Origin of the sequence: Streptomyces sp. NPDC090077 (assembly GCF_044747545.1) — a bacterium.
Classification (GTDB): domain Bacteria; phylum Actinomycetota; class Actinomycetes; order Streptomycetales; family Streptomycetaceae; genus Streptomyces.
On sequence record NZ_JBIVEG010000044.1, the window covers coordinates 1 to 25,632 of the forward strand.

Consider the following 25,632-nt stretch of genomic DNA (forward strand, 5'->3'; position numbering starts at 1 on the left):
GGGCTTTCCTCCGGGCTTTCGTTCTTGCGATTCAGACTCTATCAGAGTCTTTCTCGCTTGCTTTCCAGGTCCTTCGCTTTCGCGCTTTCCCTTTCGGCGTGGTCACTACGTTAACGCTTTTCCCCGCCGACTCATAATCGAGCCGGTCGGCGGGGAATTCGGGCATGCCGAATAAGACCCCGCCAGGGGTGATGCGTAGGTAGTGGTTTGGCCGCTCCGGGGGTTGCTGAAGACAGCTCCCCGTTCAAGCGGCTCGGGCTACGTTAGGCGTCTCCCAAGATCGAGTCAAGTTGCGCGGCGGCGCGGCGCGTGGGCCCGGTACGGGCTGACGGTCGGGTCCCCGGTGATCCAGTAGCGGTAGGGGTGGGCGGCGCCGGCCCCGCCCACCCCCGTGCGGGGGCCGTTGCCGACCAGGTCGGGCGGGGTGGGGCTGCCGGCGAGGAGGGACAAGGGGGAATCGGGGCCCCCGCACAGGTCCGTGCCGTCGAGGGAGCGGTCCACGTCCAGGGCCGTGGCCAGGCGGGCCGGGCCCTTGGCCAGTTCATGCGGGTTTCTGGCTGAAAGTCGACGTTTGGCGGCCAGCTCCGCACCCACCATTACCTCCCCCGCACGCAGCAGCACCCCGCTCGCGTGGCCCGGCGGGCCGCAGACGAGGTTGAGGCTGAACCACATGCCGTAGATGAAGTAGACGTACGCGTGTCCGGGCGGGCCGAACATCGAGGCGTTGCGTGCGGTGCGGCCGCGGTAGGCGTGGGAGCCGGGGTCGGCTTCGCCCTCGTATGCCTCCACCTCCGTGATGCGCAGTTCCACGGGGCCGTCCGGGGTGCGGCGGACCAGGGTCCTGCCGAGCAGGTCGGGGGCCACGGTGAGGACCGGGCGGTCGTAGAAGGACCGGGGCAGGGGCGTACGGTCGGGGCGCGCGCTCATCCGGTCGAGCGTAGTGGAACGCCCGCGGCTGCAACCGGGCCCTAAGGTTCCGCAGTGGTAAGGGTCAGTGGATCCGTATATCTGTGTAGGGGAGATTGACATGGGCTTCAGGAAGCTGCTCGCAAGCCTGGGTGCCGGCGGTGCGTCGGTGGACACGATCATCACGGAGCCGAACGTGGTGCCGGGCGGGATCGTGCAGGGCGAGGTGCGGATCCAGGGCGGCTCCGTGGAGCAGCAGATCGAGGGGCTGTCCGTCGGGCTCCAGGCGCGGGTGGAGGTGGAGGGCGGCGACGGCGAGTACAAGCAGGACATCGTCTTCGCCAAGCAGCGCCTCGGCGGTGCCTTCAAGGTGCAGCCCGGCGCCCTGCACGTGGTGCCCTTCGGTCTGGAGATCCCGGCGGAGACTCCGGTGACCCACTTCGGCGGCCAGGAGCTGCACGGGATGAAGATCGGGGTCAGCACCGAGCTGGAGATCGCGCGCGCGGTGGACGCGGGCGACCTGGACCCGATCAACGTGCACCCGGTGCCGGCGCAGCAGGCGATCCTGGACGCGTTCCGCCGGCTGGGCTTCACCTTCCGCAGCGCGGACATGGAGAAGGGGCACATCCGCGGGACCCGGCAGACGCTGCCGTTCTACCAGGAGATCGAGTTCCTGCCGCCGGCGCAGTACCGGGGGCTGAACCAGGTCGAGCTGACGTTCGTCTCGGACGGGCACGAGATGGACGTGGTGCTGGAGATGGACAAGAAGCCGGGTCTGTTCAGCGAGGGCAGTGACACCTACCGCTGCTTCCAGGTGGGTCTGCAGTCGTACCAGGGGACCGACTGGGCGGCGTACCTGAACCAGTGGATCGCCTCGGTCGGTTCGCAGCGCAACTGGTTCTAGGCTCGGCGCGTACGCCCGCACGCGTTTTCCCATCAGGAGGTACAGCTGTGGCCCAGCCGAACAGGGCGCCCCTTCCGCACGATTTCCACCCCGAGGTGGCGTCGTTCAGCGTCACCAGTGAGGACGTCTCCCACGGAGCCGACCTGCACGCGGCGCAGGTCCTCACGGGCAAGAACGTCTCGCCGGAGCTGCGCTGGGAGGGCTTCCCCGAGGGGACGAAGAGCTTCGCGGTGACGTGCTTCGACCCGGACGCGCCGACGGGCAGCGGGTTCTGGCACTGGGTGCTGTTCGACATCCCGGCCTCGGTGACGTCCCTGCCCGCGGGTGCGGGCAGCGGGGACTTCGAGGGGCTGCCGGAGGGTGCGGTGCACGTGCGCAACGACTACGGCACGCGTGACTTCGGCGGGGCGGCTCCGCCGCGCGGGGAGCGGCACCGGTACGTGTTCACGGTGTACGCGGTGGACCAGGAGGAGCTGGGTCCGGACGAGGACTCCTCGCCGGCGGTGGTCGGGTTCCACCTCCGCTTCCACGCCGTCGGGCGTGCGCAGCTGATCGCGGAGTACGAGTCGCCCAAGCGTTGATCGTTCTCCCGGTGTTCGCCCGGTCCTGGTCTAAAGAAGGCCAGGACCGGGCATTTTTATTGCGTTGTCCCGCGTGGCGCGCGCGGCCAGAGTGGTTGCGGGCCTTGCTGCCAGGGTGGTCGCGGGCCTGCACACGGGAGGTGGGCGAGATGCGGGACACGCTGGTACTGAACGCGAGCTTCGAGCCGCTGTCGACGGTGACGCTGAACCGGGCTGTCGTGCTGGTTCTGCAGGACAAGGCCGTCGTCGAACAGTCGCACCCCGAGCTGCGTGTGCGCGCGGCCACCATGGACCTTCCGATGCCTCGGGTGATCCGGCTCTGCCGGTACGTACGGGTGCCCTTCCGAAGACATGCTCCCTGGTCACGGCGGGGGGTGCTGGTCAGGGACCAGCACCGGTGCGCGTACTGCGGGAAGCGCGCGACGACCGTGGACCACGTGCTGCCGCGGGCCCAGGGGGGTGGGGACACGTGGCTGAACACGGTGGCCTCCTGTGCGGAGGACAACCACCGCAAGGCGGCGCGGACGCCGGAGGAGGCGGGGATGCCGCTGCTGCGGAAGCCCTTCGTGCCGTCTCCGGCGGACGCGATGCTGCTCGCTCTGGGGGTGGGCGGGGAGGACGCGCTGCCCGAGTGGCTGGCGCGCACCGCCTAGTCCGGTGCCGGCCCGGGCCCGCTGGGTGACGTATTTCCTCTACGTCACTCAGCGGAGCAGCAGTTGGACGATGGCCACGATCCCGACCGTCACGATGACCCCGCGCAGGACGGTCGGGGACAGTCGGCGGCCGACCTTGGCGCCGATCTGGCCGCCGATGGTGGAGCCGACGGCGATGAGGAGCACCGCCGTCCAGTCGAAGTCGGCGACGAAGAGGAAGAAGACGGCCGCGATGCCGTTGACGAGCGCGGCGAGCACGTTCTTGACGGCGTTGATCCGTTGCAGGTCCTCGTGGAGCAGCAGGCCCATCAGGCCGACGTAGAGGACGCCTTGCGCGGCGCCGAAGTAGCCGCCGTACGCGCTGGCGAGCAGCATGCCCGTCAGCAGGGCCGGTCCGCCGTCGGGGTGCCCCGGATCGGCTCCGGAGGCTTCCTGCCGGCGGCGCAGGGCCGCGGCGAGCCGGGGCTGGAGGACGACGAGCACGAGGGCCAGACCGATGAGGACGGGCACGATCGTGTCGAAGGAGTCCGACGGCAGTTTCAGGAGCAGGACGGCTCCCGCGAGCCCGCCGACGAGGGAGACGGCGCCGAGCCGCACGATGCGGGCGCGCTGGCCCTGGAGTTCCTTGCGGTAGCCGATGGCTCCGCTGATCGAACCGGGCACCAGGCCGAGGGTGTTGGAGACGTTGGCGGTGACCGGGGGCAGGCCGGTGGCGAGGAGCACCGGGAAGGTGATCAGGGTGCCGGAACCGACGATGGTGTTGATGGTGCCGGCGCCGATTCCGGCGCCGAAGACCGCGAGCGATTCCCAGATGGACATGGACATGGACGGAGCCATCCCCTTTGTGTGAGTGAGTCGCCTCCCCGCCATGAAGGTCGAGGGGCCTCACTGATCATGCACGAAGGGGAGGTTCGCGTCAGTCGATGGGGGGCTGTTCGCGCCGCTCGGCGGCGGTGTCCTGGGCCGGTGCGCCCTTGCCGGGGTTCTGCGGGTTGAAGCCGGTCGGACCGCCGCCGAGGGGGCCGAAGTTGCCCATGGCGCCCGAGAGGCCCTTGAGCGCGTCTCCGATCTCGCTGGGCACGATCCAGAGCTTGTTGGCGTCGCCCTCGGCGATCTTCGGGAGCATCTGGAGGTACTGGTAGGCGAGGAGCTTCTGGTCGGCGTCGCCGGCGTGGATGGACTCGAAGACGGTGCGGATGGCCTGGGCCTCGCCCTCGGCCTTCAGCGCGGCGGCCTTGGCCTCGCCCTCGGCGCGCAGGATGGAGGACTGCTTCTCGCCCTCGGCGCGCAGGATCTCCGACTGGCGGACGCCCTCGGCCTGGAGGATCGCGGCGCGCTTGTCCCGGTCGGCGCGCATCTGCTTCTCCATCGAGTCCTGGATGGAGGTCGGCGGCTCGATGGCCTTGAGCTCGACGCGGTTGACGCGGATGCCCCACTTGCCGGTGGCCTCGTCGAGGACCCCGCGCAGGGCGGCGTTGATCTCCTCGCGGGAGGTGAGGGTCCGCTCCAGGTCCATGCCGCCGATGATGTTGCGGAGCGTGGTGACGGTGAGCTGCTCGATGGCCTGGATGTAGCTGGCCACTTCGTACGTGGCGGCGCGGGCGTCGGTCACCTGGTAGTAGATGACGGTGTCGATGTTGACGACCAGGTTGTCCTGGGTGATGACCGGCTGCGGCGGGAAGGGGACGACCTGTTCGCGGAGGTCGATCCGGTTGCGGATGGAGTCGATGAACGGGACGACGATGTTGAGGCCCGCGTTGAGGGTGCGGGTGTAGCGTCCGAACCGCTCGACGATGGCGGCGCTGGCCTGGGGGATCACCTGGATCGTCTTGACCAGGGCGATGAAGACCAGTACCACCAGGATGATCAGGACGATGATGATCGGTTGCATGCGGTTCCCCGTGCCCTTCCGGCTGTCTGTGCTGCCCCGTTGATCGGAGTCTCGCAGACCCCGGGGCCGCGGGTGGGCTGCTTGTCACATGACGACCGCGGTCGCTCCGTCGATGTCGACGACGTCGACGGACTGGCCGGGTTCGAAACTGGTGTCCGAGTCGAGGGTGCGGGCGGACCAGATCTCGCCGGCCAGCTTGATGCGGCCGCCGCTGCCGTCGACCCGTTCGAGGACGACGGCGGATCTGCCCTTCAACGCCTCGATGCCGCTGCGGTGTTGGGGCCGCTGGTCGCGGTGGCGGTTGGCGATCGGCCGGACGACGGCGATCAGCGCGACCGACACGATCACGAAGACCAGGACCTGCGCGACCACTCCCCCGCCCACGGCCGCGGTGACGGCCGCGGCGACCGCGCCGACGGCGAACATGCCGAACTCCGGCAGGGCGGTCAGGACGAGGGGGATGCCCAGTCCGACCGCGCCGATGAGCCACCACACCCATGCGTCGATGTCCACATGGTCATGGTAGGTCGGGCGGGCGCGGCCGGACAGGGCGCGAACGGCGCGGCTAGGTCGTCTCTTCCGGATCTTGGCGGGTCAGGCCAGATCCGGAAGAGACGGCCTAGCGCAGGGGCAGGCCCTGGGCGGTCCAGCGGTCGTGCTCGTTGCGCTCGACGATGAGCGGGAGGCCGAAGCAGAGGGAGAGGTTGCGGGAGGTCAGCTCCAGGTCGATCGGACCGGCGGTGACGACCTTGCCCTGCCGGATCATCAGGACGTGCGTGAAGCCGGGGGCGATCTCCTCGACGTGGTGCGTGACCATGACCATGGACGGGGCCAGCGGGTCGCGGGCGAGGCGCCCGAGGCGGCGGACGAGGTCCTCGCGGCCGCCGAGGTCCAGGCCGGCGGCGGGCTCGTCCAGGAGGAGCAGCTCGGGGTCCGTCATCAGGGCGCGGGCGATCAGGGTGCGCTTGCGCTCGCCCTCGGAGAGGGTGCCGAACTTGCGGTCGAGGTACTCGGTCATGCCGAGGCGGTCGAGGAACGCGCGGGCGCGCTGCTCGTCGATGTCCTCGTACTCCTCCTGCCAGGTCGCGGTCATGCCGTAGGCGGCGGTGAGCACGGTCTGCAGGACGGTCTGCCGCTTCGGGAGCTTGTCGGCGAGCGCGATGCCGGCGACGCCGATGCGCGGGCGCAGCTCGAAGACGTCGCTGCCGGGCTTGCCGAGGGTGCTGCCGAGGATGGTGGCGGTGCCCTTGGTGGGGAAGAGGTAGCTGGAGGCGAGGTTCAGCAGCGTGGTCTTGCCGGCGCCGTTGGGGCCGAGGATCACCCAGCGCTCCCCCTCCTTCACCGACCAGGAGACCTGGTCCACCAGAGCCCGGCCCTCGCGGACCACGGATACGTCCACCAGCTCCAGAACATCGCTCATGAGCGTGTTGTCACCCCTTGCAGTCACGGTTCTCTGTGCGCCGGCAGGCGCAGCCCCAGGGGAAAACCTACGCCACTCGGAGAGGGCTCCGGGCGCCAGGCCGGGTCGGGGGGCGGATCCGTAGAGTGGGGGGATGCTTTTCGAACCACGTTCAGGGCGGCTGGCCGCCTGGGGGAACGCTCTGCTGGCCGGTCTGGTCTCGCCCGACGAGGCGGCGCTGTCGATCGTGGGCGAGGACGCCGTGCACCGGGTCTCCGGGCTGCCGGGCGAGGCGGGGCCGGTGGGGCTCACGCTGGCGCTGGGGCGGCTGCGGGCCCTGGGGGTGACCGGGCTGCGGGTGGCGCTGCCGGTGGCGGGGCATCCGCTGGGGCTGAGCGGGCCGCCGGAGTTCAACGCGCGGGCGCTGGAGGCCGAGGAGGCGGTGGTGTGCGCGGGGGCCGCGCTGGGGCTGGTGCCGGAGGTTTCGGAGGCGGGCCCGGCGGGTGACGTGCACGTCTCGGTGGTGTGGCACTGCCTGTCGGTGCGGGAGGCCCCGCCGGCGGACGTGCCGTCGCTGGGCGAGGCGGAGCGGGAGCTGGCGGAGGCGCTGCGCGAGGCGACGGTGGTGCTGACCCGGCTGGACGTGGCGGCGTCGGGGCCGGTGGCGGAGGCCGCGCTGTCGGCGTACCGGGCGCGGGCGGAGGCGGGGCGCGAGGTACTGGCGCCCGGGTATCCGGCGCGGGCGGTCCGGGTGCTGGCGCTGGCGCAGCGGGTGGACCTGCTGGTGTCGCTGGCGTACGAGCGCGGGCACGGGGGCGCGGTGGCGGCCTCGGAGATGGCGGCGCGGGCGGAGGCGCTGCGGCCGGTGGAGCGGGTCGCCCGGCGGGCGCTGGTGGCGGCGTACAACGCGCCGGTGGAGCAGCACTAGGGGGTGTCCGGCGGTCCCGCGGGGCCGCACGGCCGCGGCCCCGCTTCCCGGGGAGAAGGGGGGAGGCGGGGCCGCGGGGGTGTCGGGTCAGGCGTTGACGCCGGTGTTGCCCCAGGCACCGTTGAGCAGGCCGATCACGCTGACGGTGTTGCCGACCACGTTCACCGGGACGTGCACGGGGACCTGGAGCAGGTTCCCGGAGGCCACGCCGGGCGAGTTCAGGGCCTCGCCCTCCGCGGACGCACCGCCGTGCGCCGAGGAGACACCCGCGCCGGCGGCGACGAGGCCGCCCGCGATCATGGTGACGGCTGCGGCCTTCTTGAAGTTCTTCACGTTCTCGTCCTCCAGTACGTCTGCCGCGACCAGCCGTCGCGGCACGCCATGGAGAACGGCGTGCCCCCGGCCGGGATACGCCATGTGGGCTACATACACCCGACCGTATGAATCTCGGATCGGCACATTGATCCGCTCGTCATTCCGCGATGCCGTGCCGGACGGCCCACAGCGCGGCCTGGGTGCGGTCGGAGAGGTCCAGTTTCATCAGGATGTTCGAGACGTGGGTCTTGACCGTCTTCTCGGACAGGACGAGCGCCCGGGCGATCTCCCGGTTCGAGCGGCCGTCGGCGATCAGGCCGAGCACCTCGCGCTCGCGGTCGGTCAGCGCCCCCGGGCGGCCCCCGGGGCCGCTCTGGTCGTCCTGGGCGGCCAGCAGGGCCTCGGCGACCTCCGACTGGAGCAGGACGTGTCCCGCGTGCACCGAGCGGATCGCTCCGGCCAGGGCGTCGGGGTCGATGTCCTTGTAGAGGTATCCGGCGGCGCCGGCCCGCAGCGCGGGGACCACGGTCCGCTGTTCCGTGAAGCTGGTGACGACGAGGACCCGGGCCGGGTTCTCCAGGGCGCGCAGCCGCCGCAGGGCCTCGATGCCGTCGGTGCCGGGCATCTTGACGTCCATGAGGATCACGTCGGGCCGCAGCTCCTCGGCGCGGGCGGTGCCCTCCGCCCCGTCGGCGGCCTCTCCGACCACCTCGATGTCCTCCTGGACCTCCAGGAAGGTGCGCAGGCCGCGCCGGACCACCTGGTGGTCGTCGACGAGCAGGACGCGGATCCGGCCGCTGCCGGGGGTGTCAGCCACCGGGGACCTCCATCTCGATCGTGGTGCCCTCACCGGGCTCCGAGCGGACCTCCAGCCGGCCTCCGACGCCACCGGCGCGGTCCCGCATGGAGACGAGTCCCAGGTGCCGGCCGGCCTTGCGGACGGTGGACGGGGAGAAGCCCCGGCCCCAGTCCCGTACGCGCAGGACGGCGCCGCCCGCGGGGGTGCGGGCGAGGGCGACCTCGACGCGGTCCGCGCCGGAGTGCCGCAGGGCGTTGTGCAGGGCCTCCTGGGCGACCCGCAGCAGGGCCTCCTCCTGGGCGGCGGGCAGGGCCCGCAGGCCGTCGCAGACGAAGGTGACGGCGGCGGTGTGGGCGCGGTCCAGTACGCGGACGTGGTCGCGCAGGGTGTGGACGAGGCCGTCCTCGTCCAGGGCGGCGGGCCGCAGCTCGGTCACGGCGGCGCGGAGCTCGTCGGCGGCCTCCGCGGCGAGCGCGGCGACCTGCTGGAGCTCCCCCTTGGCGCGGGCCGGGTCGCGGTCCACGAGGGCGGCGGCGGCCTGGGCGGTCAGGCGCAGGGAGAACAGCTTCTGGCTGACGGCGTCGTGCAGCTCGTGGGCGAGCCGGGAGCGCTCCTCGGCGATGGTCAGCTCTCGGCTGCGCTCGTAGAGCCGCGCGTTGGTGAGGGCTATGGCCGCGTGCTGGGCGAGGAGGGAGAGGAGGGCCTCGTCCTCGTCGGTGAACCCGCCCGGGCCGTTCTTGTTGGCGAGGAAGAGGGCGCCCAGGTTCTCCTCCCCGTCCCGGATGGGCAGGCCGAGGAAGCCCGACATCTCGGGGTGGGCGGCCGGCCAGCCCTCGAAGCGCGGGTCCTCGCGCACGTCCGCGAGCCGCTCGGGGGTCTCCTCGTGGAGCATCGCCGCGAGGATGCCGTGCTGGCGGGGCAGCGGGCCGATGCGGCGCCACTGCTCGTCGCTGATGCCGTCCACGACGAACTGGGCGAAGCCGCCGTGGTCGTCCGGGACGCCGAGGGCGGCGTACTCGGCGTCGAGCAGTTCGCGGGCGGAGGCGACGATCGTGCGCAGGACGTCGTGGACCTCCAGCCGGCGGCTCATGGCGAGCAGCGCGGTGCTGACGGCCGCCAGTCCTCCCGTAGCGGGTCCGGTGTGCATGGGGTCACCGTACCGGCGGCCCTGACCTGCGGGATCGGGACTTGGGCGTAGGTCCTGGGACCCAGGGCGTACGGCCCGGGGAGGGGGTGCGGGGGCAGGGCCTCTGCCTTGGGGATGAGGTCCGGGGAGATCACCTCGTCCGGAAGGCGGAGTTCGGTCACGCATTGAATTGCTGCCGCAACTCCGGGTAAGACCGCCGTATGCCCGGTGTGAGCCCCGGCATAGGACGCACATCACTTACGAAGCCGCGTAGTGGACGCATAAAGACGCCGTCAGTGCTGCTGCGCCTAGCGGTCGGGGCGGAAATGCCGCTTCTGCGGAGGGCCCTGATCCACTAACCGGGATCGTACGTCACACCTTTGCCAGGCGATTTTGCCGCCGCTAAGAATGGCTGCCGTCGCACAGCGCCGCGGATCCCGGATCCGAGCGGCGCTTTCCTGCGGCACCGCCTAACGAAGAGGTTGCCCCGCATGTCTGCTTCCAGCACTCCCGGTCACTATCGTCTGACGAAGGCGCACAAGCTGTCGATCGCCGGTGTCGCCACCCTCGGTGCCGCCGCCCTCGCCTTCTCCCTCGTCCCCGCCGGTACCGAGACCGCTCAGGCTCAGACGTTCGAGGCCGCCCCGGTCGCCTGGACCCAGTCCGTGCAGAAGCACGTCGGCGCCCAGCAGGCCGTCGCCGACCAGAAGGCCAAGGACGCGGCGAAGGCCGAGGCCGAGGCGCAGGCGAAGAAGGACCGCGAGGCCAAGACCGCCGCCAGCCGTTCCGCGGCCCGCACGCCGGTCTTCGCGAACAACCTCGACGGCTGGATCAAGGAAGCCCTCTTCATCATGAAGAAGGAAGGCATTCCGGGCTCCTACTCCGGCATCCACCGCAACATCATGCGCGAGTCGAGCGGCAACCCCCGCGCGATCAACCTGTGGGACATCAACGCGAAGAACGGCATCCCCTCGAAGGGCCTGCTCCAGGTCATCCAGCCGACCTTCAACACGTACCACGTCAAGGGCACCAAGTTCGACCTGTACGACCCGGTCGCGAACATCGTCGCCGCGTGCAACTACGCCGCCGACCGCTACGGCTCCATGGACAACGTGAACAGCGCCTACTAGGCCCTTCACACCCCCCGTGCGCCTCAGGGCGGCCCCCGGAGTTCCGGGGGCCGCCCTGAGGCGTTCCACGCGTGCGCGGTCCTGGCGGACCCGCCCGCTACTTGCGCATGACCTCGGGCTCGTGGCGGCGCAGCAGGCGCGCCACGGCGAAGCCGCAGATCACGCCGAGCAGCAGCAGGACGGAGACGTCCATGAACCACTGGCCGGCGGTGTGGTCCCACAGCGGGTCGGTGTTGGTGGGGTTCTGCGGGTCCCACGGCGCCATGAGCTTGCCCAGGTTCAGGGTGGTGCCGGCGGCGCCGATGGCCCAGCGGGACGGCATCAGGTAGGCGAACTGCTCCAGGCCGATCTTGTCGTACAGCTGGAACAGGATGCCGGTGAAGACGACCTGGACGATGGCGAACATGACGAGCAGCGGCATGGTCTTCTCGGCGGTCTTCACCAGCGAGGAGATCACGAGGCCGAACATCATCGCGGTGAAGCCGAGCGCGGTGACCGAGATGCAGAGCTCGACGGCCGGGTTCATGAACAGGCCCGCGGCGGGCAGCTTGCGCGGGGTGAACGCGATGGCGCAGATGATCACGCCCTGGAGGGCGGTGATCACGCCGAGGACGATCACCTTCGACATGAGGTACGCGGACCGGGACAGGCCGGTCGCGCGCTCACGCTCGTAGATCACGCGTTCCTTGATCAGTTCTCGGACGGAGTTCGCCGCGCCCGAGAAGCACATGCCGACCGCGAGGATCAGCATGATCGTTCCCGCGTCGCCGTTGAAGCGCGACGGCGGGGTCGGCGGCGCGAGGCCGAACTTCGCGGGGATCACGATGGAGACCACGCCGAGGACGGCGGGCATCAGCACCATCAGGGCGAGGAAGCCGACGTCGGAGACGATCACCGAGACGTAGCGGCGCATCAGCGTCCACAGCTGCGAGCCCCAGCCCTGCGGCTTCGGCGGGATCATCTGCTGCGGCGCCATGGCGACCGGCTGCGGGGCGACCGCGTCGAGGTCGGCGGCGTACAGCTGGTAGTGCTGCGAACCCTTCCAGCGGCCGGCCCAGTCGTAGTCGCGGTAGTTCTCGAACGCGGAGAACACGTCGGCCCACGTGGTGTAGCCGAAGAAGTTCAGCGCCTCGTCCGGCGGGCCGAAGTAGGCGACGGAACCGCCCGGGGCCATCACGAGCAGCTTGTCGCACAGTCCGAGCTCGGCCACGGAGTGGGTGACGACGAGGACCGTGCGGCCGTCGTCGGCGAGGCCGCGCAGCAGCTGCATGACGTCGCGGTCCATGCCCGGGTCGAGGCCGGAGGTCGGCTCGTCCAGGAAGATCAGCGACGGCTTGGTGAGCAGCTCCAGGGCCACGGACACGCGCTTGCGCTGACCACCCGAGAGCGAGGTGATCTTCTTGTCCTTGTGGATGTCGAGCTTGAGCTCGCGCAGCACCTCGTCGATGCGGGCGGAGCGCTCGGACTCGGCGGTGTCGCCCGGGAAGCGCAGCTTGGCCGCGTACTTCAGGGCGGTCGAGACCTTCAGCTCCTTGTGCAGGATGTCGTCCTGCGGGACCAGGCCGATGCGCTGGCGGAGCTCCGCGAACTGCTTGTACAGGTTGCGGTTGTCGTAGAGGACGTCACCCTGGTCGGCGGGCCGGTAGCCGGTGAGCGCCTTCAGGAGCGTGGACTTGCCGGAGCCGGAGGGGCCGATGACGCCGATGAGCGACTTCTCCGGGACGCCGAAGGTGACGTCCTTGAGGATCTGCTTGCCGCCGTCGACCGTGACCGTGAGGTGGCGGGCCGAGAAGGAGACGTCACCGGTGTCGACGAACTCCTCGAGCCGGTCGCCGACGATCTTGAACGTCGAGTGGCCGACGCCGACGATGTCGTTCGGGCCGAGCAGCGCGGTGCCGGACTTGGGCAGCGGCTGACCGTTGACGTAGGTGCCGTTGTGGCTGCCGAGGTCGTGGATCTCGAAACGGCCGCCGGTGGAGCGGAACTCCGCGTGGTGGCGCGAGACCTGGAGGTCGGAGACGACGAGCTCGTTCTCCAGGGCACGGCCGATGCGCATGACGCGGCCGACGGCGATCTGGTGGAACGTCGTCGGGCTGCGGTGGTCGTTGCCGTACCCGGGGGCCGCGGCGGCCTGCGGCTGCGACTGCGACTGCTGCTGCTGCGGTACGTACGGCTGCTGCTGCGGCTGCTGCTCCCAGGCGGGCTGCTGCTGCGGCTGCTGCTGGGCCGGGGCCTGGTACGCCGGGGCCTGCTGCCCCTGTGCCTGCGCGGCCGGGGCCTGGTACGCCGGCTGCTGCGCCTGCGCGGCGCTGAGATTCAGCCGCGGGCCGTCGGTCGCGTTGCCGAGGTGGACCGGCGTGCCCGGCACGAGCTCCGTCTGCTGGACCCGCGCGCCGTGCACGTAGGTGCCGTTGGTGCTGCCGTGGTCCTCGATGGCCCAACCCCGGCCGTTCCAGCTGATGGTGGCGTGCCGCCACGACACCCTGGCGTCATCGATCACCACGTCTCCCTGGGGATCGCGCCCCAGCGAGTACGACCTGGACGGATCGAGCGTCCAGGTCCTTCCGTTCAATTCCAGTACGAGTTCCGGCACTCCAGCCCCACTTAAGGTCCCCCGAGAATCCCCCTGGCGTCCAGGGAGAACGACGTCAGGGAGTCTAGGGATGGCGAACATCCGGTGGAACTATTTCAGGCCTGCGGCCACATGTGGAATCGGGGCCTTCCGCGGGTGGGGGCGAAAGGCACCCGGAGAGTGCGATAGGGGACTTCTCGCCCGGGAGTCCTTCACAGGGTTTTCGCACGAACCACCCTTCCTCCGGGCGGGGGCCGATGCGGGTGCGGGTGGTTGGCCGCTGCGCGGGGCGGTCCCCTACCCACCCTTCACCCGTTCCCCGGGCTGCGCCCGGACCCCTCCTGGGGGCTCCGCCCCCAGACCCCCGCGCCTCAAACGCCGGCGAGGCTGAGTTGTGCCGGCGGAGCTGGATGTGTCGAGCGGGTCGCCTGGCGGGCTGGAGGGCGCGGAGCGCACTTCCAGCCCCGCCGGCGATTGAGGCGCGGGCGCGGTAGCGCCGTACGGGTCCGGGCGAAGCCCGGGGAACGGTGGAAGGGCGGGTAGGGGACCCCCGCTCCGCGCAGCGGCCCACCCACCCACACCCGCCCACCGGCCCCCGCAACGCGAACCGGCCCCGCCCCCGGTCCGACAGCCGGAGGCTGTCGCAGCGGCGCGAAGCCGGGGAGGCCCCCAGGGGCCGAGCCGCGCGAGCGGCGCGTTCAAAAGGCGGACGGGGATTCGGGGGGAGCGGGCGGGAAGATACGGTGTGGGCACCATGAGCGCTTCGCAGACCTCCGACGTCCCCACCCTCCTCGTCAAGATCTTCGGCAAGGACCGTCCCGGGATCACCGCCGGGCTGTTCGACACCCTCGCCGCCTACTCCGTCGATGTCGTCGACATCGAGCAGGTCGTCACCCGTGGCCGCATCGTCCTGTGCGTCCTCGTCACCAAGCCCGCCACCGGCTCCGAGGGCGAGCTGCGCGCCACCGTGCACAGCTGGGCCGAGTCGCTCAAGCTGCAGGCGGAGATCATCTCCGGTACCGGTGACAACCGGCCGCGCGGCAGCGGCCGCTCCCACGTCACCGTCCTCGGGCACCCGCTCACCGCCGAGTCCACCGCCACCATCGCCGCCCGGATCACCGCCGCCGGCGGCAACATCGACCGTATCTTCCGGCTCGCCAAGTACCCGGTGACGGCGGTCGAGTTCGCCGTCTCCGGCGTCGAGACCGAGCCGCTGCGCACCGCCCTGGCCACCACCGCCGCGCAGATCGGCGTGGACGTGGCCGTGGTGTCGGCCGGGCTGCACCGCCGGGCGCAGCGGCTGGTGGTCATGGACGTGGACTCGACCCTGATCCAGGACGAGGTCATCGAGCTCTTCGCCGCGCACGCCGGCTGCGAGGCCGAGGTCGCCGAGGTGACCGAGCGGGCGATGCGCGGTGAGCTGGATTTCGAGCAGTCCCTGCACGCCCGTGTCGAGCTGCTGGCGGGGCTGGACGCGTCGGTGGTGGACAAGGTCCGTTCCGAGGTGCGGCTGACGCCCGGGGCGCGGACCCTGATCCGGACGCTGAAGACGCTGGGCTACCAGGTGGGCGTGGTGTCCGGCGGGTTCACCCAGGTCACCGACGACCTGCGGGAGCGGCTGGGGCTGGACTTCGCCTCGGCGAACACCCTGGAGATCGTCGACGGCAAGCTGACCGGCAAGGTCACCGGGGAGATCGTGGACCGGGCGGGCAAGGCCCGGCTGCTGCGCCGCTTCGCCGGCGAGGCCGGGGTGCCGTTGTCGCAGACGGTGGCGATCGGTGACGGTGCCAATGACCTGGACATGCTGAACGCGGCCGGTCTGGGGGTGGCCTTCAACGCCAAGCCGGTGGTCCGCGAGGCCGCGCACACCGCCGTGAACGTGCCCTTCCTGGATGCCGTGCTGTACCTGCTCGGCGTGACCCGCGAGGAAGTCGAAGCGGCCGACCTGGCCTGACCCCGTACGCACGTACCGCGCCCGGCCGGATCCTTCCGGCCGGGCGCGTGTCGTCGCGGGCTCAGTGCTCCTTGGGCGTCCAGTAGTCCAGGAGGGTGCACGCGCCGGGTTCGAGGGACTTCCACGAGCCGGTGAAGGAGACGATGGCCAGCGCGGCGGTCGGGAAGCCCGTACGGCTCATCCGGGCCAGGGTGTCGCCCTCGGAGCGTCCGGAGAGGACGTCGGCGAGGGCGTGCATGCCGGGGTTGTGGCCGATGACGAGGAGGTCGGACACCTCGTCGGGGGTCTCGTTCAGCAGGGCGATGAGCTCGCCGGGCGACGCTTCGTAGATCCGCTCCTCGTACGAGGTCTTCGGCCGGGACGGGAGCTCCTGGACGGCGAGCTTCCAGGTCTCCCTGGTGCGCGCGGCGGTGGAGCAGAGGGCCAGGTCGAAGGTGATGCCGGTCTCGGCCAGCTTCAGTCCGACGGCGGGTGCGTCCTTGCGGCCGCGTTCCGCCAGCGGGCGGTCGTGGTCGGACACCTGGGGCCAGTCGGCCTTGGCGTGCCGGAGGAGGGCGATCCTGCGGGGTGTGTCGGCGCTCATGGCCCCCAGCTTCGCACGAAACGAGCCACCGGGCGCAGGGTGTTGGGGCGCCTTCCCCCCTCGGTGGGGCGTGCCCGGCGCACCCGGGTCAGCCGACGGCGCGCAGCAGCTGGTGGGTGACCTGGAGGAGCGCGTTGCCCTCGTCGGTGGCGGCGTGGGCCTGGCCGGAGCCGGCGAGGAGGAGCAGGAGGAGGCCGAAGGCCAGGGCGAGCAGGGCCAGCGCCCACCAGTGCAGCCGGGTGTCGGGGGCGGTGGTGCGGGGGCCGGGAAGGTGTGCGGGGGCCGACATGGCCGCCTCCCTGTGTGTGCGGGTGGGACGGGCTCGCTCTCCTTCGAATCTATGGATCCGAAGGTGCGGTTCCCATCCGGGGCACACCCCAGGCAACCCTGAACCTGGCCCCCTAGGGGATGGTGGGGTTGTCCCCACCATCCCCCGGGGCCCCTGGGTGTCAGGGGGAGGCGATGGTCGCGATGACGGCGATGACCACGGTCACGAGCAGCATCGCGCCGAGCACGAGGCCGAGCTTCTTGTGGCCGTCCTGGGGGTTGGGTTCGAGTACGGGCGACATGCCGTTCAGTCTCGCATGCCGCATTCGTCCTCGATCGTGCGGTCCCGGCCGGCGAGGAGGCCGAGGGCGATCTGGGGGACGAGGAGGGCCGCCATCAGGGCGAGCGGGAGGTCCCATCCGCCGCTGTGCTGGTAGAGGGTGCCGATGACCAGGGGGCCGGGGATGGAGATGAGGTAGCCGGTGCTCTGGGCGAAGGCGGAGAGCTTGACGACGCCGGCCGGGGACTTGGCGCGGAGCCCGATCATCGTGATGACGAGGGGGAAGGCGCAGTTGGAGATGCCGAGCAGCAGGGCCCAGGCCCAGGCTCCGGCGGCCGGGGCGAGGTAGAGCCCGAGGTAGCCGGCGAAGCCGAAGAGGCCGAGGACGACGGCGATGGGACCCTGGTTGCGCATCCGTCCGGCGAGGCCGGGGATGACGAAGGCCAGGGGGACGCCCATGACCATGGTGACGGCGAGCAGGACTCCGGCGGTGGAGGCGGAGACGCCGGCGTCGCGGAAGATCTGCGGGAGCCAGCCCATGGTGACGTAGGCGCCGGTGGCCTGGAGGCCGAAGTAGCAGGCCAGGGCCCAGGCGGTGCGGCTGCGGACCACGGAGGGGCCGGTCGCGGCGGTCGCGGCGGGGGCCGCGGCCTTCTCGCGGCGGCCGGCGGCGGCGATGGGCAGCCAGGGCAGGACGGCGGCGGCGGCGAGGACGGCCCAGATCAGCAGGCCGGTGCGCCAGTTGCCGCCGAAGGCGTCGGTGAGGGGGACGGTCGCGGCGGCGGCGAGGGAGGTGCCGGCGGCCAGGGCCATGGAGTAGAGGCCGGTCATGGTGCCGACCCGGTCCGGGAAGTAGCGCTTGACGATCACCGGGAGCAGCACGTTGGTCAGGGCTATGCCGGCCAGGGACAGGGCGCTGGCGGCGAGGAAGCCTGCGGCGCCGTCCGCGAAGGGGCGGATCAGCAGGCCCGCGGCGACGGCGGCCATGCCGGCGCAGACGACGGCGGCGGGGCCGAAGCGGCGGGAGAGCCGGGGGGCGGTGATGCCGAAGACGGCGAAGCAGAGGGCGGGGACCGAGGTGATGAGCCCGGCGACGGTGCCGCTCATGTGGAGGCCGGTGCGGGCCTCTTCGAAGAGGGCTCCGAGGCTGGTGATGGCGGGCCGCAGGTTGAGGGCGGCCAGCACGATTCCGACGACGAGCACCGGGCCCAGCCACCGGGGGGCGGTGGTGGGGGCGGGTGCGGGTGCGACGGGTCCGCGGACGCCCGCTGGGCGGTTCATGGTCTGGATGTCTTCGTCGTGCATCCCGCCATCATAGAATCATGGGATGATTGGTTGTCCAGTCTTGAACCGTATGGTCCGGTCCCGGTCCAGCCGACCCCGAGGGGGTTCCACCCGCCATGCCGCTGACCTCGCCCCGGCGATCCGCGCTCGTCGACCAGGTGATCGCCCAGCTGAGGAACCAGATCACGTCCGGTGAGTGGCCGGTCGGGAGCCGGATCCCCACCGAGCCCGAGCTGGTGGAGCTGCTGGGCGTCGCCCGCAACACCGTGCGGGAGGCGGTCCGGGCCCTCGCGCACAACGGGCTGCTGGACATCCGCCAGGGTTCGGGGACGTACGTGCTCGCCACCAGCGAGCTGGCCGGTGTGATGCACCGGCGGTTCGCGGGGGCCGACCCCCGACACATCGCGGAGCTGCGCTCGACGCTGGAGTCCTCGGCGGCCCGGCTGGCGGCGGAGCGGCGGACCGCGCGGGACCTCGTACAGCTGGACGCGCTGCTGGCGCGGCGCGAGGAGGCGTGGGCGAGCGGGGACGCGGAGCTGTTCGTGGCGGCGGACGTGGGCCTGCACATGGCGGTGGTGGCGGCCTCGCACAACGAGGTGCTGATCGAGCTGTACGCGGACCTCGGCGACCTGGTCGCGGACTGGCTGCGGACGGACGTCGGCACCGAGCTGAACCCGGCGGACCACCTGGACCACGCGCGGCTGATCGAGGCGATCCGGAGCGGGGACGCGGACACCGCCGCGGCGGAGGCGGCGGGCTACCCCTTCGTCTGCCTGGGCAAGACCCCGGCTTAGGCCGCTCAGGGCCCTTCGGGGGTGCGCTGGTGGCTCACCCAGGCCGTGCGGACCTCTTTCCAGCAGCGGCCGGTGAGCCGGGTGCGGCCGGCCGGGTCCAGGGGGACGAGGGCGCCGTCGCCGTCCACGTCCCACCAGCGCTCGCACTCGACGTGCAGGCGGAGCAGGTCGGTCTCGGGGTAGGCGTTGTGGCAGGACGCCACCACCGTGGAGCCGGTGATCCGGGTGTCGCAGTCGGCGCCGAAGAGTTCCCCGGCGGGCGGCCGCGCGGGCCGTACGGGTGGCTCGGCGGGGATGTCGTCGAAGTCCACGACGGCCCGGCCGGCCGGTCCGGGGCCGGGCGCGGGTTCCCGTACGCCGGGCTGGGCGAGGGCTCCGGGGCCCAGGAGGCCGGTCAGGAACACCGAGGTGACCAGCAGCGACAGCGCTCGGCTCGGCCTCGTCCCCACGCCCGCACCTCCTCCCCGAACCCACCGGGAAGATCCCGGCATGGTCATTTTGCAGGCATCTGTCCGGGTTTTCGACTTGAGAAGATCCACCCCGGGCTCGGACATCCGATCGAGCGGGGCCGCACGGCGCCCCCTGAGGGCCCCTCACCCGCCGCCCCCGCGCGCGGGAACGGCGATGGCCGCGCCTTCCTGGAGGAAGGCGCGGCCATCGCCGTTCGTGCGGGTCGGTCCCGGGATCAGGCACCCATCGCGTGCAGGCCGCCGTCCACGTGGACGATCTCGCCGGTGGTCTTCGGGAACCAGTCCGACAGCAGCGCGACGACGCCGCGGCCCGTCGGCTCCGGGTCGCTCATGTCCCACTCCAGCATGGAGCGGTGGTTCCAGGTGTCCGCCAGGTCGGAGAAGCCCGGGATGGACTTCGCGGCCATCGAGCCGAGCGGGCCGGCCGAGACCAGGTTGCAGCGGATGTTCTCCTTGCCCAGGTCGCGGGCCAGGTAACGGCTGGTGGCCTCCAGGGCGGCCTTGGCCGGGCCCATCCAGTCGTACTGCGGCCAGGCGAACTGCGCGTCGAAGGTGAGGCCGACGACGGCCGCGCCCTCCGCCGGGAACAGCGGCTTGCAGGCCATGGTCAGCGACTTCAGCGAGAACGCCGAGACGTGCATGGCGGTGGCGACCGACTCGAACGGCGTGTTCAGGAAGTTGCCGCCGAGGGCGTCCTGCGGGGCGAAGCCGATGGAGTGCACGACGCCGTCGAGGCCGCCGAGCTCGTCGCGGACCAGGCCCTCCAGACGGGCGAGGTGCTCGTCGTTGGTGACGTCGAGCTCGATCACCTTGACCGGCTTGGGCAGCTTCTTGGCGATGCGCTCGGTCAGCGACGGGCGCGGCCACGCGGTGAGGATGACCTCGGCGCCCTGCTCCTGGGCCAGCCGGGCGGTGTGGAAGGCGATGGAGGACTCCATCAGCACACCGGTGATGAGGATCCGCTTGCCCTCGAGAATTCCGCTCATGGTGATCAGTGACCCATGCCCAATCCGCCGTCAACGGGAATGACGGCTCCGGTGATGTACGCGGCGTCGTCGGACGCCAGGAAGCTGACGGCTGCCGCGATCTCCTCGGGCTGCGCGTAGCGGGCGAGCGGCACGTTCGCCACGATGCCCGCACGCTGCTCGTCGGTGAGCACCTTCGTCATGTCGGTGTCCACGAAGCCGGGGGCGACCACGTTGAAGGTGATGTTGCGGGAGCCCAGCTCGCGGGCGAGGGAGCGGGCGAAGCCCACCAGCGCGGCCTTCGAGGCGGCGTAGTTGGCCTGGCCGGCCGAGCCCAGCAGGCCCACGACCGAGGAGATGAGGACGACGCGGCCCTTCTTGGCGCGGAGCATGCCGCGGTTCGCGCGCTTGACCACGCGGAAGGTGCCGGTGAGGTTGGTGTCGACGACGGACGCGAAGTCCTCCTCCGACATCCGCATCAGCAGCGTGTCCTTGGTGATGCCCGCGTTCGCGACCAGCACCTCGACGTTGCCGTGCTTCTCCTCGATCTCCTTGTAGGCCTGCTCCACCTGCTCGGAGTCGGTGATGTCGCAACGCACCGCCAGCACGCCGAGGGAGGTGAGCTCCTGCGGGGGCTCGCCCGAGCGGTACGTGATGGCGACCTTGTCGCCGGCCTCTGCGAAGGCACGGGCGATGGCGAGGCCGATGCCCCGGTTTCCTCCGGTGACGAGAACCGAGCGGCTCAACGGATCACCCTTTCGCTAGCGGTCTGATAAGCAAAAACCTATAGGCCGTGCCGGGCATCCGGAGAATCGGGCTCCCACAGGGCCCGGCGACCCGCGCTGTCGAGTCCCTACAGAAAGATGTAGGCACAGCCGCCCCGGGCGCGACATGATCGGGGCGACCGGCCCCGACCCCGGGAGGACTTCCGTGGCCCATTCCATCGACGCGGCTTTCACCGCGCTGCCCCTGCGGGCGCTCGCCGACGCGGCACTCGCCCGGGCCCGCGCGCTGGGCGCCGACCATGCCGACTTCCGGCTGGAGCGGATCCGCAGCGCCTCCTGGCGGCTGCGCGACGCCAAGCCCTCGGGCGGCTCCGACACCACCGACCTCGGTTACGCGGTCCGGGTGGTGCACGGAGGCAGCTGGGGCTTCGCCTCCGGCGTGGACCTGACCATGGACGCCGCCGCCAAGGTGGCCTCGCAGGCCGTGGCCATGGCGAAGCTGTCCGCCCAGGTGATCAAGGCGGCCGGTTCGGACGAGCGCGTGGAGCTGGCCGAGGAGCCGGTGCACGCCGACAGGACCTGGATCTCCGCCTACGACATCGACCCCTTCGAGGTGCCGGACACCGAGAAGTCGGCCCTGCTCGCCGACTGGAGCGCGCGGCTGCTGGCGGCCGAGGGCGTGGCGCACGTGGACGCCTCGCTGCTCGCCGTGCACGAGAACAAGTTCTACGCCGACACCGCGGGCACCTCGACCACCCAGCAGCGGGTGCGCGTCCACCCGCAGCTCACCGCGGTCGCCGTCAACGGGACCACCGGCGAGTTCGACTCCATGCGCACCATCGCCCCGCCCGCCGGGCGCGGCTGGGAGTACCTCACCGGCACCGGCTGGGACTGGAACGCCGAGCTGGAGCAGATCCCGGCCCTGCTCGCCGAGAAGATGCGGGCCCCGAGCGTGCGGGCCGGGCGCTACGACCTGGTCGTGGACCCGTCCAACCTGTGGCTCACCATCCACGAGTCCATCGGCCACGCCACCGAGCTCGACCGGGCGCTGGGCTACGAGGCGGCGTACGCGGGGACCTCCTTCGCCACCTTCGACCAGCTGGGCAAGCTCAAGTACGGCTCCTCGATCATGAACGTGACCGGTGACCGCACCGCCGAGCACGGCCTGGCCACCATCGGCTACGACGACGAGGGCGTCGAGGCGCAGAGCTGGGACCTGGTCAAGGACGGCACCCTGGCCGGCTACCAGACCGACCGGCGGATCGCCCGGCTGACCGGCCTCGGCCGCTCCAACGGCTGCGCGTACGCCGACTCCCCCGGGCACGTGCCCGTGCAGCGGATGGCGAACGTCTCCCTCCAGCCGGATCCGGGCGGGCTCTCCACGGAGGACCTGATCGGCGGGGTGGAGCGCGGGATCTACGTGGTCGGCGACCGCTCCTGGTCGATCGACATGCAGCGCTACAACTTCCAGTTCACCGGGCAGCGGTTCTTCCGGATCGAGAACGGCAGGCTGGCCGGGCAGCTGCGCGACGTCGCGTACCAGGCCACGACCACCGACTTCTGGGGCTCCATGGAGAAGGTCGGCGGCCCGCAGACCTACGTCCTGGGCGGCGCCTTCAACTGCGGCAAGGCCCAGCCGGGCCAGGTCGCGGCGGTCTCGCACGGCTGCCCGTCGGCCCTGTTCCGCGACGTGAACATCTTGAACACCACCCAGGAGGCCGGACGCTGATGTCGCCGAACCGCACGAAGCCCCACGAGATCGTCGAACGGGCCCTGGAGCTGTCCACCGCCGACGGCTGCGTCGTCATCGCGGACGAGGAGTCCAGCGCCAACCTGCGCTGGGCCGGCAACGCGCTCACCACCAACGGGGTGACCCGCGGCCGGACCCTGACGGTCATCGCCACCGTGAACGGCAAGGAGGGCACGGCCTCGGGGGTCGTCTCGCGCTCCGCCGTCACCGCCGCCGACCTGGAGCCGCTGGTCCGGGCGGCCGAGGCGGCCGCGCGGGCGGGCGGTCCCGCCGAGGACGCCCAGCCGCTGGTCACCGGCACCCCGGCCTCCCCGGACTTCACCGACGCCCCGGACGAGACCTCCTCGGCCGTGTTCGCGGACTTCGCCCCGGCCCTCGGCGAGGCCTTCGCCCGGGCCCGCGCGGGCGGCCGGGAGCTGTACGGCTTCGCGAACCACGAGCTGACCTCCACCTACGTCGGCACCTCGACCGGGCTGCGGCTGCGCCACGACCAGCCGAACGGCACCCTGGAACTCAACGCCAAGTCCCCCGACCGGCTGCGCTCCGCCTGGGCCGGCCGGGCCACCCGGGACTTCAAGGACGTGGACCCGACGGCCCTGGACGCGGAGCTGGCCGTGCGCCTGGGCTGGGCCGAGCGGAAGATCGAGCTGCCGGCCGGCCGCTACGAGACCCTGCTGCCCCCCACCGCGGTGGCCGACCTGCTGATCTACCAGATGTGGTCGGCGACGGCCCGGGACGCGACGGAGGGCCGGACGGTCTTCTCCAAGCCCGGCGGCGGCACCCGGATCGGGGAGCGGCTGTCGCGGCTGCCGCTGACCCTGCGCAGCGACCCGAACGCCCCGGGCCTGGAGTCCGCGCCGTTCGTGGTCGCGCGCAGCTCGGGCGACGACGCGTCGGTGTTCGACAACGGCCTGCCGGTCCCGGCGACGGAGTGGATCGCGGACGGGGAGCTGGCCCGGCTGACCACGACCCGGCACACCGCCGCGCTCACCGGCCTGCCGGTGTCCCCCTCCTTCGGGAACCTGATCCTGGACGGGGGCGGCGAGAAGTCCCTGGAGGAGATGGTGGCGGGTACCGAGCGGGGTCTGCTGCTGACCTGCCTCTGGTACATCCGCGAGGTGGACCCGGCCACGCTGCTGCTCACCGGCCTGACCCGGGACGGGGTCTACCTGGTGGAGAACGGGCAGGTCACGGGCGAGGTGAACAACTTCCGGTTCAACGAGTCGCCGGTGGACCTGCTGTCGCGGGCCTCGGAGGCGGGGCGTACCGAGAAGACCCTTCCGCGCGAGTGGGGCGACTGGTTCACGCGGGCCGCGATGCCGCCCGTCCGCATCCCGGACTTCAACATGAGTTCGGTCAGCAAGGGCGTCTGATCCACCTAGACTGAGCTCGGCATTTCCACAATTCGTAAGGAGTCGAGAGACCGTGACGGACATCGTCGACGAACTGAAGTGGCGCGGGCTGTTCGCCCAGTCCACGGACGAAGAAGCGCTGCGCAAGGCCTTCGCGGACGGTCCCGTCACGTTCTATTGCGGCTTCGACCCGACCGCGGCCTCGCTGCACGTGGGGCACCTGGTGCAGGTGCTCACCGTGCGCCGGCTCCAGCAGGCCGGCCACCGGCCGCTGGCGCTGGTCGGCGGGGCCACCGGGCAGATCGGCGACCCGCGTCCGACGGCGGAGCGCACCCTGAACGACCCGGAGACGGTCGCGAACTGGGTGAACCGGCTGCGCACGCAGATCGAGCCGTTCCTGTCCTTCGAGGGCGAGAACGCGGCGGTCATGGTCAACAACCTGGACTGGACGGCGGGCCTGTCCGCCATCGAGTTCCTGCGGGACATCGGCAAGCACTTCCGCGTCAACAAGATGCTGACGAAGGACTCGGTCGCCAAGCGGCTGGACTCCGAGCAGGGCATCAGCTACACGGAGTTCAGCTACCAGCTGCTCCAGGGCATGGACTTCCTGGAGCTGTACCGCCGCTACGGCTGCACCCTCCAGCAGGGCGGGTCGGACCAGTGGGGCAACCTGACGGCCGGCCTCGACCTGATCCACCGGGTGGAGCCGACGGCGCACGTGCACGCGATGGCGACCCCGCTCATGGTGAAGGCGGACGGGACCAAGTTCGGCAAGTCCGAGAGCGGGGCCGTCTGGCTGGACCCGGAGATGACCACCCCGTACGCGTTCTACCAGTTCTGGCTGAACGTGGACGACCGGGACATCTCCACCTACATGCGGATCCTGTCCTTCCGCTCCCGTGAGGAGCTGGAGGAGCTGGAGGCGCAGACCGCGGAGCGTCCGCAGATGCGGGCCGCCCAGCGGGCGCTGGCGGAGGAGCTGACCACGCTGGTGCACGGCGCGGACCAGTGCGCCGCCGTGATCGCCGCGTCGAAGGCGCTGTTCGGCCAGGGCGAGCTGGCGGAGCTGGACGAGGCCACGCTGGCCGCGGCCCTCTCCGAACTGCCGCACGCCCGCGTCACCGAGCTGGCGCAGGTCGTGGACCTGTTCGCGGAGACCGGCCTGGTCGCCAGCAAGTCGGCGGGCCGCCGGACCGTGAAGGAGGGCGGCGCCTACGTGAACAACGTGAAGGTCACCGCCGAGGACGCGGTCCCCGCGCCGGAGGACCTGCTGCACGGGCGCTGGCTGGTGCTGCGCCGCGGCAAGAAGAACCTGGCCGCGGTGGAGGTCACCGGCGCCTAGGTCGTCTCTTTCGGATCTTGCCGGTTAAGCCCGCGTCGTCCGGTGCCGTGCATCGGCGCGTTGGCGGGGCGCCCTTGTACTGGACGTACTCGGGTGCTCCGCCAACGCGGCGAGGTGCGGTACCGGACGACGCGGGCCAGGCAAGATCCGGAAGAGACGGCCGAGGCGCACGGAGCACGGCGAGGGGCCGGTGCGGACGTCTTCGTCCGCGCCGGCCCCTTCGCCGTGCCGCCCGTCATGCCGTATGGCTTCTGCCGCCCCGCAGGGCCTTGTAGGCCATGTCGCCGAGGCCGACGACGAGCACGGCCCCGACGAGCTGGAGCAGGTGCCGGGTCCAGTCGATGCCCCTGGTGTCCTCGACGCCGATCCAGCCCGAGACGGCGTTGCCGAGGATGGCGCCGGCGATGCCGAAGAGGGTGGTCAGCCAGAGGGGCTGGTGCTGCTTGCCCGGCAGGATGGCGCGGGCTATGAGGCCCAGCACGAAACCGACGATGATCGCCCACAACCATTGCATGTCGAGCCTCCTCGTCGCGCGTTGTGCGCATGTGGGCCCAGTTTCGACCCGTCCGGCGTACAGCGCATTTCGGACACTCCCGTTCGGAGGACACCCCCTCTCCTCCCCCGGGCACGCGCGGCGTACCGTGGTGTGGTCCGGACCGGGG

The 25,632-nt window shown here is 71.3% G+C and carries 27 protein-coding genes; 10 read left to right on the plus strand and 17 right to left on the minus strand.

The features are described from left to right. Positions 1–285: 285 nt before the first annotated feature. Complete coding sequence (locus tag ACIPW5_RS37170; protein WP_401255072.1) at positions 286–927, minus strand: DNA-3-methyladenine glycosylase; 642 nt, start codon at positions 925–927, stop codon at positions 286–288. Between the two features lie 100 nt (positions 928–1,027). On the opposite strand from ACIPW5_RS37170, the gene ACIPW5_RS37175 reads away from it, so the two are divergent. The 3 genes from ACIPW5_RS37175 to ACIPW5_RS37185 all read left to right on the plus strand — a co-directional run bounded on the left by ACIPW5_RS37175 (position 1,028) and on the right by ACIPW5_RS37185 (position 3,044). Further along, positions 1,028–1,810 (plus strand): sporulation protein, encoded by a 783-nt coding sequence (locus ACIPW5_RS37175; RefSeq protein ID WP_401255075.1) that lies wholly within the window; start codon positions 1,028–1,030, stop codon positions 1,808–1,810. A gap of 47 nt (positions 1,811–1,857) precedes the next feature. Then, positions 1,858–2,391 carry a YbhB/YbcL family Raf kinase inhibitor-like protein gene (locus ACIPW5_RS37180; RefSeq protein ID WP_401255078.1) on the plus strand — a complete coding sequence of 178 codons (534 nt, stop codon included), beginning with the start codon at positions 1,858–1,860 and terminating at the stop codon, positions 2,389–2,391. A 149-nt stretch (positions 2,392–2,540) separates the two neighbouring features. Then, positions 2,541–3,044, plus strand: a complete 504-nt coding sequence (locus tag ACIPW5_RS37185) for an HNH endonuclease (RefSeq protein WP_125819317.1) — start codon at positions 2,541–2,543, stop codon at positions 3,042–3,044. Between the two features lie 48 nt (positions 3,045–3,092). On the opposite strand, the gene ACIPW5_RS37190 is transcribed toward ACIPW5_RS37185, so the two are convergent. From ACIPW5_RS37190 to ACIPW5_RS37205, 4 genes are all read right to left on the minus strand, one after another. Continuing rightward, positions 3,093–3,869 carry a sulfite exporter TauE/SafE family protein gene (locus ACIPW5_RS37190; RefSeq protein WP_401255081.1) on the minus strand — a complete coding sequence of 259 codons (777 nt, stop codon included), beginning with the start codon at positions 3,867–3,869 and terminating at the stop codon, positions 3,093–3,095. A 91-nt stretch (positions 3,870–3,960) separates the two neighbouring features. Then, the gene (locus tag ACIPW5_RS37195; RefSeq protein WP_401255084.1) at positions 3,961–4,935 is read right to left on the minus strand and encodes an SPFH domain-containing protein; all 975 of its coding nucleotides are present in this window, start codon (positions 4,933–4,935) and stop codon (positions 3,961–3,963) included. Positions 4,936–5,019: 84 nt separating this feature from the next. Next, the gene (locus ACIPW5_RS37200; protein ID WP_007263342.1) at positions 5,020–5,448 is read right to left on the minus strand and encodes an NfeD family protein; all 429 of its coding nucleotides are present in this window, start codon (positions 5,446–5,448) and stop codon (positions 5,020–5,022) included. Between the two features lie 106 nt (positions 5,449–5,554). Further along, a complete protein-coding gene (locus ACIPW5_RS37205; protein WP_401255087.1) occupies positions 5,555–6,355 on the minus strand; it encodes an ABC transporter ATP-binding protein in 801 nt (266 codons plus the stop codon). A 133-nt stretch (positions 6,356–6,488) separates the two neighbouring features. On the opposite strand from ACIPW5_RS37205, the gene ACIPW5_RS37210 reads away from it, so the two are divergent. Then, positions 6,489–7,262: a hypothetical protein gene (locus tag ACIPW5_RS37210; protein ID WP_401255090.1), complete on the plus strand. Its 774-nt coding sequence runs from the start codon at positions 6,489–6,491 to the stop codon at positions 7,260–7,262. A gap of 87 nt (positions 7,263–7,349) precedes the next feature. Here the strand turns inward: ACIPW5_RS37210 and ACIPW5_RS37215 are convergent, their stop codons facing one another. From ACIPW5_RS37215 to ACIPW5_RS37225, 3 genes are all read right to left on the minus strand, one after another. Next, entirely contained in the window at positions 7,350–7,595 is a 246-nt protein-coding gene (locus tag ACIPW5_RS37215) for a chaplin (protein ID WP_042803098.1), read from the minus strand. A 139-nt stretch (positions 7,596–7,734) separates the two neighbouring features. Then, entirely contained in the window at positions 7,735–8,394 is a 660-nt protein-coding gene (locus ACIPW5_RS37220; RefSeq protein WP_401255093.1) for a response regulator, read from the minus strand. Then, on the minus strand, positions 8,387–9,523 hold the full coding sequence (locus tag ACIPW5_RS37225; RefSeq protein WP_401255095.1) for a GAF domain-containing sensor histidine kinase: 1,137 nt from the start codon (positions 9,521–9,523) through the stop codon (positions 8,387–8,389). The genes ACIPW5_RS37220 and ACIPW5_RS37225 overlap by 8 nt, the downstream gene beginning before the upstream one ends. A gap of 470 nt (positions 9,524–9,993) precedes the next feature. Between ACIPW5_RS37225 and ACIPW5_RS37230 the strand changes: the two genes are divergently transcribed. After that, a complete protein-coding gene (locus ACIPW5_RS37230) occupies positions 9,994–10,632 on the plus strand; it encodes a transglycosylase SLT domain-containing protein (RefSeq protein WP_401255098.1) in 639 nt (212 codons plus the stop codon). Between the two features lie 97 nt (positions 10,633–10,729). On the opposite strand, the gene ACIPW5_RS37235 is transcribed toward ACIPW5_RS37230, so the two are convergent. Next, positions 10,730–13,225 carry an FHA domain-containing protein gene (locus tag ACIPW5_RS37235; RefSeq protein WP_401255101.1) on the minus strand — a complete coding sequence of 832 codons (2,496 nt, stop codon included), beginning with the start codon at positions 13,223–13,225 and terminating at the stop codon, positions 10,730–10,732. Between the two features lie 733 nt (positions 13,226–13,958). Between ACIPW5_RS37235 and serB the strand changes: the two genes are divergently transcribed. Beyond that, positions 13,959–15,158: a phosphoserine phosphatase SerB gene (gene serB, locus ACIPW5_RS37240; RefSeq protein WP_401255104.1), complete on the plus strand. Its 1,200-nt coding sequence runs from the start codon at positions 13,959–13,961 to the stop codon at positions 15,156–15,158. Between the two features lie 61 nt (positions 15,159–15,219). Here serB and ACIPW5_RS37245 read toward each other — a convergent pair whose 3' ends face one another. The 4 genes from ACIPW5_RS37245 to ACIPW5_RS37260 all read right to left on the minus strand — a co-directional run bounded on the left by ACIPW5_RS37245 (position 15,220) and on the right by ACIPW5_RS37260 (position 17,593). After that, positions 15,220–15,741, minus strand: a complete 522-nt coding sequence (locus ACIPW5_RS37245; protein WP_401255107.1) for a SixA phosphatase family protein — start codon at positions 15,739–15,741, stop codon at positions 15,220–15,222. An 88-nt stretch (positions 15,742–15,829) separates the two neighbouring features. Continuing rightward, positions 15,830–16,030, minus strand: coding sequence for a hypothetical protein (locus tag ACIPW5_RS37250; RefSeq protein ID WP_401255110.1), 201 nt, complete (start codon positions 16,028–16,030; stop codon positions 15,830–15,832). A gap of 160 nt (positions 16,031–16,190) precedes the next feature. Further along, entirely contained in the window at positions 16,191–16,310 is a 120-nt protein-coding gene (locus ACIPW5_RS37255) for an SGM_5486 family transporter-associated protein (RefSeq protein ID WP_401255113.1), read from the minus strand. A 5-nt stretch (positions 16,311–16,315) separates the two neighbouring features. Further along, the gene (locus ACIPW5_RS37260) at positions 16,316–17,593 is read right to left on the minus strand and encodes a CynX/NimT family MFS transporter (protein WP_401255115.1); all 1,278 of its coding nucleotides are present in this window, start codon (positions 17,591–17,593) and stop codon (positions 16,316–16,318) included. A 95-nt stretch (positions 17,594–17,688) separates the two neighbouring features. On the opposite strand from ACIPW5_RS37260, the gene ACIPW5_RS37265 reads away from it, so the two are divergent. After that, complete coding sequence (locus tag ACIPW5_RS37265) at positions 17,689–18,366, plus strand: FadR/GntR family transcriptional regulator (protein ID WP_401255117.1); 678 nt, start codon at positions 17,689–17,691, stop codon at positions 18,364–18,366. 5 nt (positions 18,367–18,371) lie between these two features. Here ACIPW5_RS37265 and ACIPW5_RS37270 read toward each other — a convergent pair whose 3' ends face one another. The 3 genes from ACIPW5_RS37270 to fabG form a co-directional block, all read right to left on the minus strand. Further along, complete coding sequence (locus ACIPW5_RS37270) at positions 18,372–18,815, minus strand: hypothetical protein (protein WP_401255118.1); 444 nt, start codon at positions 18,813–18,815, stop codon at positions 18,372–18,374. A gap of 236 nt (positions 18,816–19,051) precedes the next feature. After that, entirely contained in the window at positions 19,052–19,822 is a 771-nt protein-coding gene (fabI, locus tag ACIPW5_RS37275; protein ID WP_007263356.1) for an enoyl-ACP reductase FabI, read from the minus strand. Between the two features lie 5 nt (positions 19,823–19,827). Next, on the minus strand, positions 19,828–20,547 hold the full coding sequence (fabG, locus tag ACIPW5_RS37280) for a 3-oxoacyl-[acyl-carrier-protein] reductase (protein ID WP_125819328.1): 720 nt from the start codon (positions 20,545–20,547) through the stop codon (positions 19,828–19,830). Positions 20,548–20,692: 145 nt separating this feature from the next. Between fabG and ACIPW5_RS37285 the strand changes: the two genes are divergently transcribed. Genes ACIPW5_RS37285 through tyrS form a run of 3 tightly spaced genes read left to right on the plus strand, consistent with a single transcriptional unit; the run spans position 20,693 to position 24,970 of the window. After that, positions 20,693–22,255: a TldD/PmbA family protein gene (locus ACIPW5_RS37285; RefSeq protein WP_401255122.1), complete on the plus strand. Its 1,563-nt coding sequence runs from the start codon at positions 20,693–20,695 to the stop codon at positions 22,253–22,255. Beyond that, positions 22,255–23,649 carry a metallopeptidase TldD-related protein gene (locus ACIPW5_RS37290; RefSeq protein ID WP_401255125.1) on the plus strand — a complete coding sequence of 465 codons (1,395 nt, stop codon included), beginning with the start codon at positions 22,255–22,257 and terminating at the stop codon, positions 23,647–23,649. Before ACIPW5_RS37285 ends, ACIPW5_RS37290 begins: the two co-directional genes overlap by 1 nt. 52 nt (positions 23,650–23,701) lie before the next feature. Beyond that, a complete protein-coding gene (gene tyrS / locus ACIPW5_RS37295) occupies positions 23,702–24,970 on the plus strand; it encodes a tyrosine--tRNA ligase (RefSeq protein WP_401255128.1) in 1,269 nt (422 codons plus the stop codon). Between the two features lie 235 nt (positions 24,971–25,205). Here the strand turns inward: tyrS and ACIPW5_RS37300 are convergent, their stop codons facing one another. After that, entirely contained in the window at positions 25,206–25,484 is a 279-nt protein-coding gene (locus ACIPW5_RS37300; RefSeq protein ID WP_401255131.1) for a GlsB/YeaQ/YmgE family stress response membrane protein, read from the minus strand. Positions 25,485–25,632 lie beyond the last annotated feature (148 nt).

Bases quoted from the DNA above. Each gene is read 5' to 3' on its own strand.
- ACIPW5_RS37205 (WP_401255087.1), bottom strand. From the start codon at position 6,355: ATGAGCGATGTTCTGGAGCTGGTGGACGTATCCGTGGTCCGCGAGGGC.
- ACIPW5_RS37210 (WP_401255090.1), top strand. From the start codon at position 6,489: ATGCTTTTCGAACCACGTTCAGGGCGGCTGGCCGCCTGGGGGAACGCT.
- ACIPW5_RS37290 (WP_401255125.1), top strand. From the start codon at position 22,255: ATGTCGCCGAACCGCACGAAGCCCCACGAGATCGTCGAACGGGCCCTG.
- ACIPW5_RS37190 (WP_401255081.1), bottom strand. From the start codon at position 3,869: ATGTCCATGTCCATCTGGGAATCGCTCGCGGTCTTCGGCGCCGGAATC.
- ACIPW5_RS37185 (WP_125819317.1), top strand. From the start codon at position 2,541: ATGCGGGACACGCTGGTACTGAACGCGAGCTTCGAGCCGCTGTCGACG.
- serB (WP_401255104.1), top strand. From the start codon at position 13,959: ATGAGCGCTTCGCAGACCTCCGACGTCCCCACCCTCCTCGTCAAGATC.
- ACIPW5_RS37255 (WP_401255113.1), bottom strand. From the start codon at position 16,310: ATGTCGCCCGTACTCGAACCCAACCCCCAGGACGGCCACAAGAAGCTC.
- ACIPW5_RS37285 (WP_401255122.1), top strand. From the start codon at position 20,693: ATGATCGGGGCGACCGGCCCCGACCCCGGGAGGACTTCCGTGGCCCAT.
- ACIPW5_RS37195 (WP_401255084.1), bottom strand. From the start codon at position 4,935: ATGCAACCGATCATCATCGTCCTGATCATCCTGGTGGTACTGGTCTTC.
- ACIPW5_RS37230 (WP_401255098.1), top strand. From the start codon at position 9,994: ATGTCTGCTTCCAGCACTCCCGGTCACTATCGTCTGACGAAGGCGCAC.
- ACIPW5_RS37300 (WP_401255131.1), bottom strand. From the start codon at position 25,484: ATGCAATGGTTGTGGGCGATCATCGTCGGTTTCGTGCTGGGCCTCATA.
- ACIPW5_RS37175 (WP_401255075.1), top strand. From the start codon at position 1,028: ATGGGCTTCAGGAAGCTGCTCGCAAGCCTGGGTGCCGGCGGTGCGTCG.
- ACIPW5_RS37250 (WP_401255110.1), bottom strand. From the start codon at position 16,030: ATGTCGGCCCCCGCACACCTTCCCGGCCCCCGCACCACCGCCCCCGAC.
- ACIPW5_RS37245 (WP_401255107.1), bottom strand. From the start codon at position 15,741: ATGAGCGCCGACACACCCCGCAGGATCGCCCTCCTCCGGCACGCCAAG.
- fabI (WP_007263356.1), bottom strand. From the start codon at position 19,822: ATGAGCGGAATTCTCGAGGGCAAGCGGATCCTCATCACCGGTGTGCTG.
- ACIPW5_RS37265 (WP_401255117.1), top strand. From the start codon at position 17,689: ATGCCGCTGACCTCGCCCCGGCGATCCGCGCTCGTCGACCAGGTGATC.
- ACIPW5_RS37260 (WP_401255115.1), bottom strand. From the start codon at position 17,593: ATGCACGACGAAGACATCCAGACCATGAACCGCCCAGCGGGCGTCCGC.
- ACIPW5_RS37225 (WP_401255095.1), bottom strand. From the start codon at position 9,523: ATGCACACCGGACCCGCTACGGGAGGACTGGCGGCCGTCAGCACCGCG.
- ACIPW5_RS37170 (WP_401255072.1), bottom strand. From the start codon at position 927: ATGAGCGCGCGCCCCGACCGTACGCCCCTGCCCCGGTCCTTCTACGAC.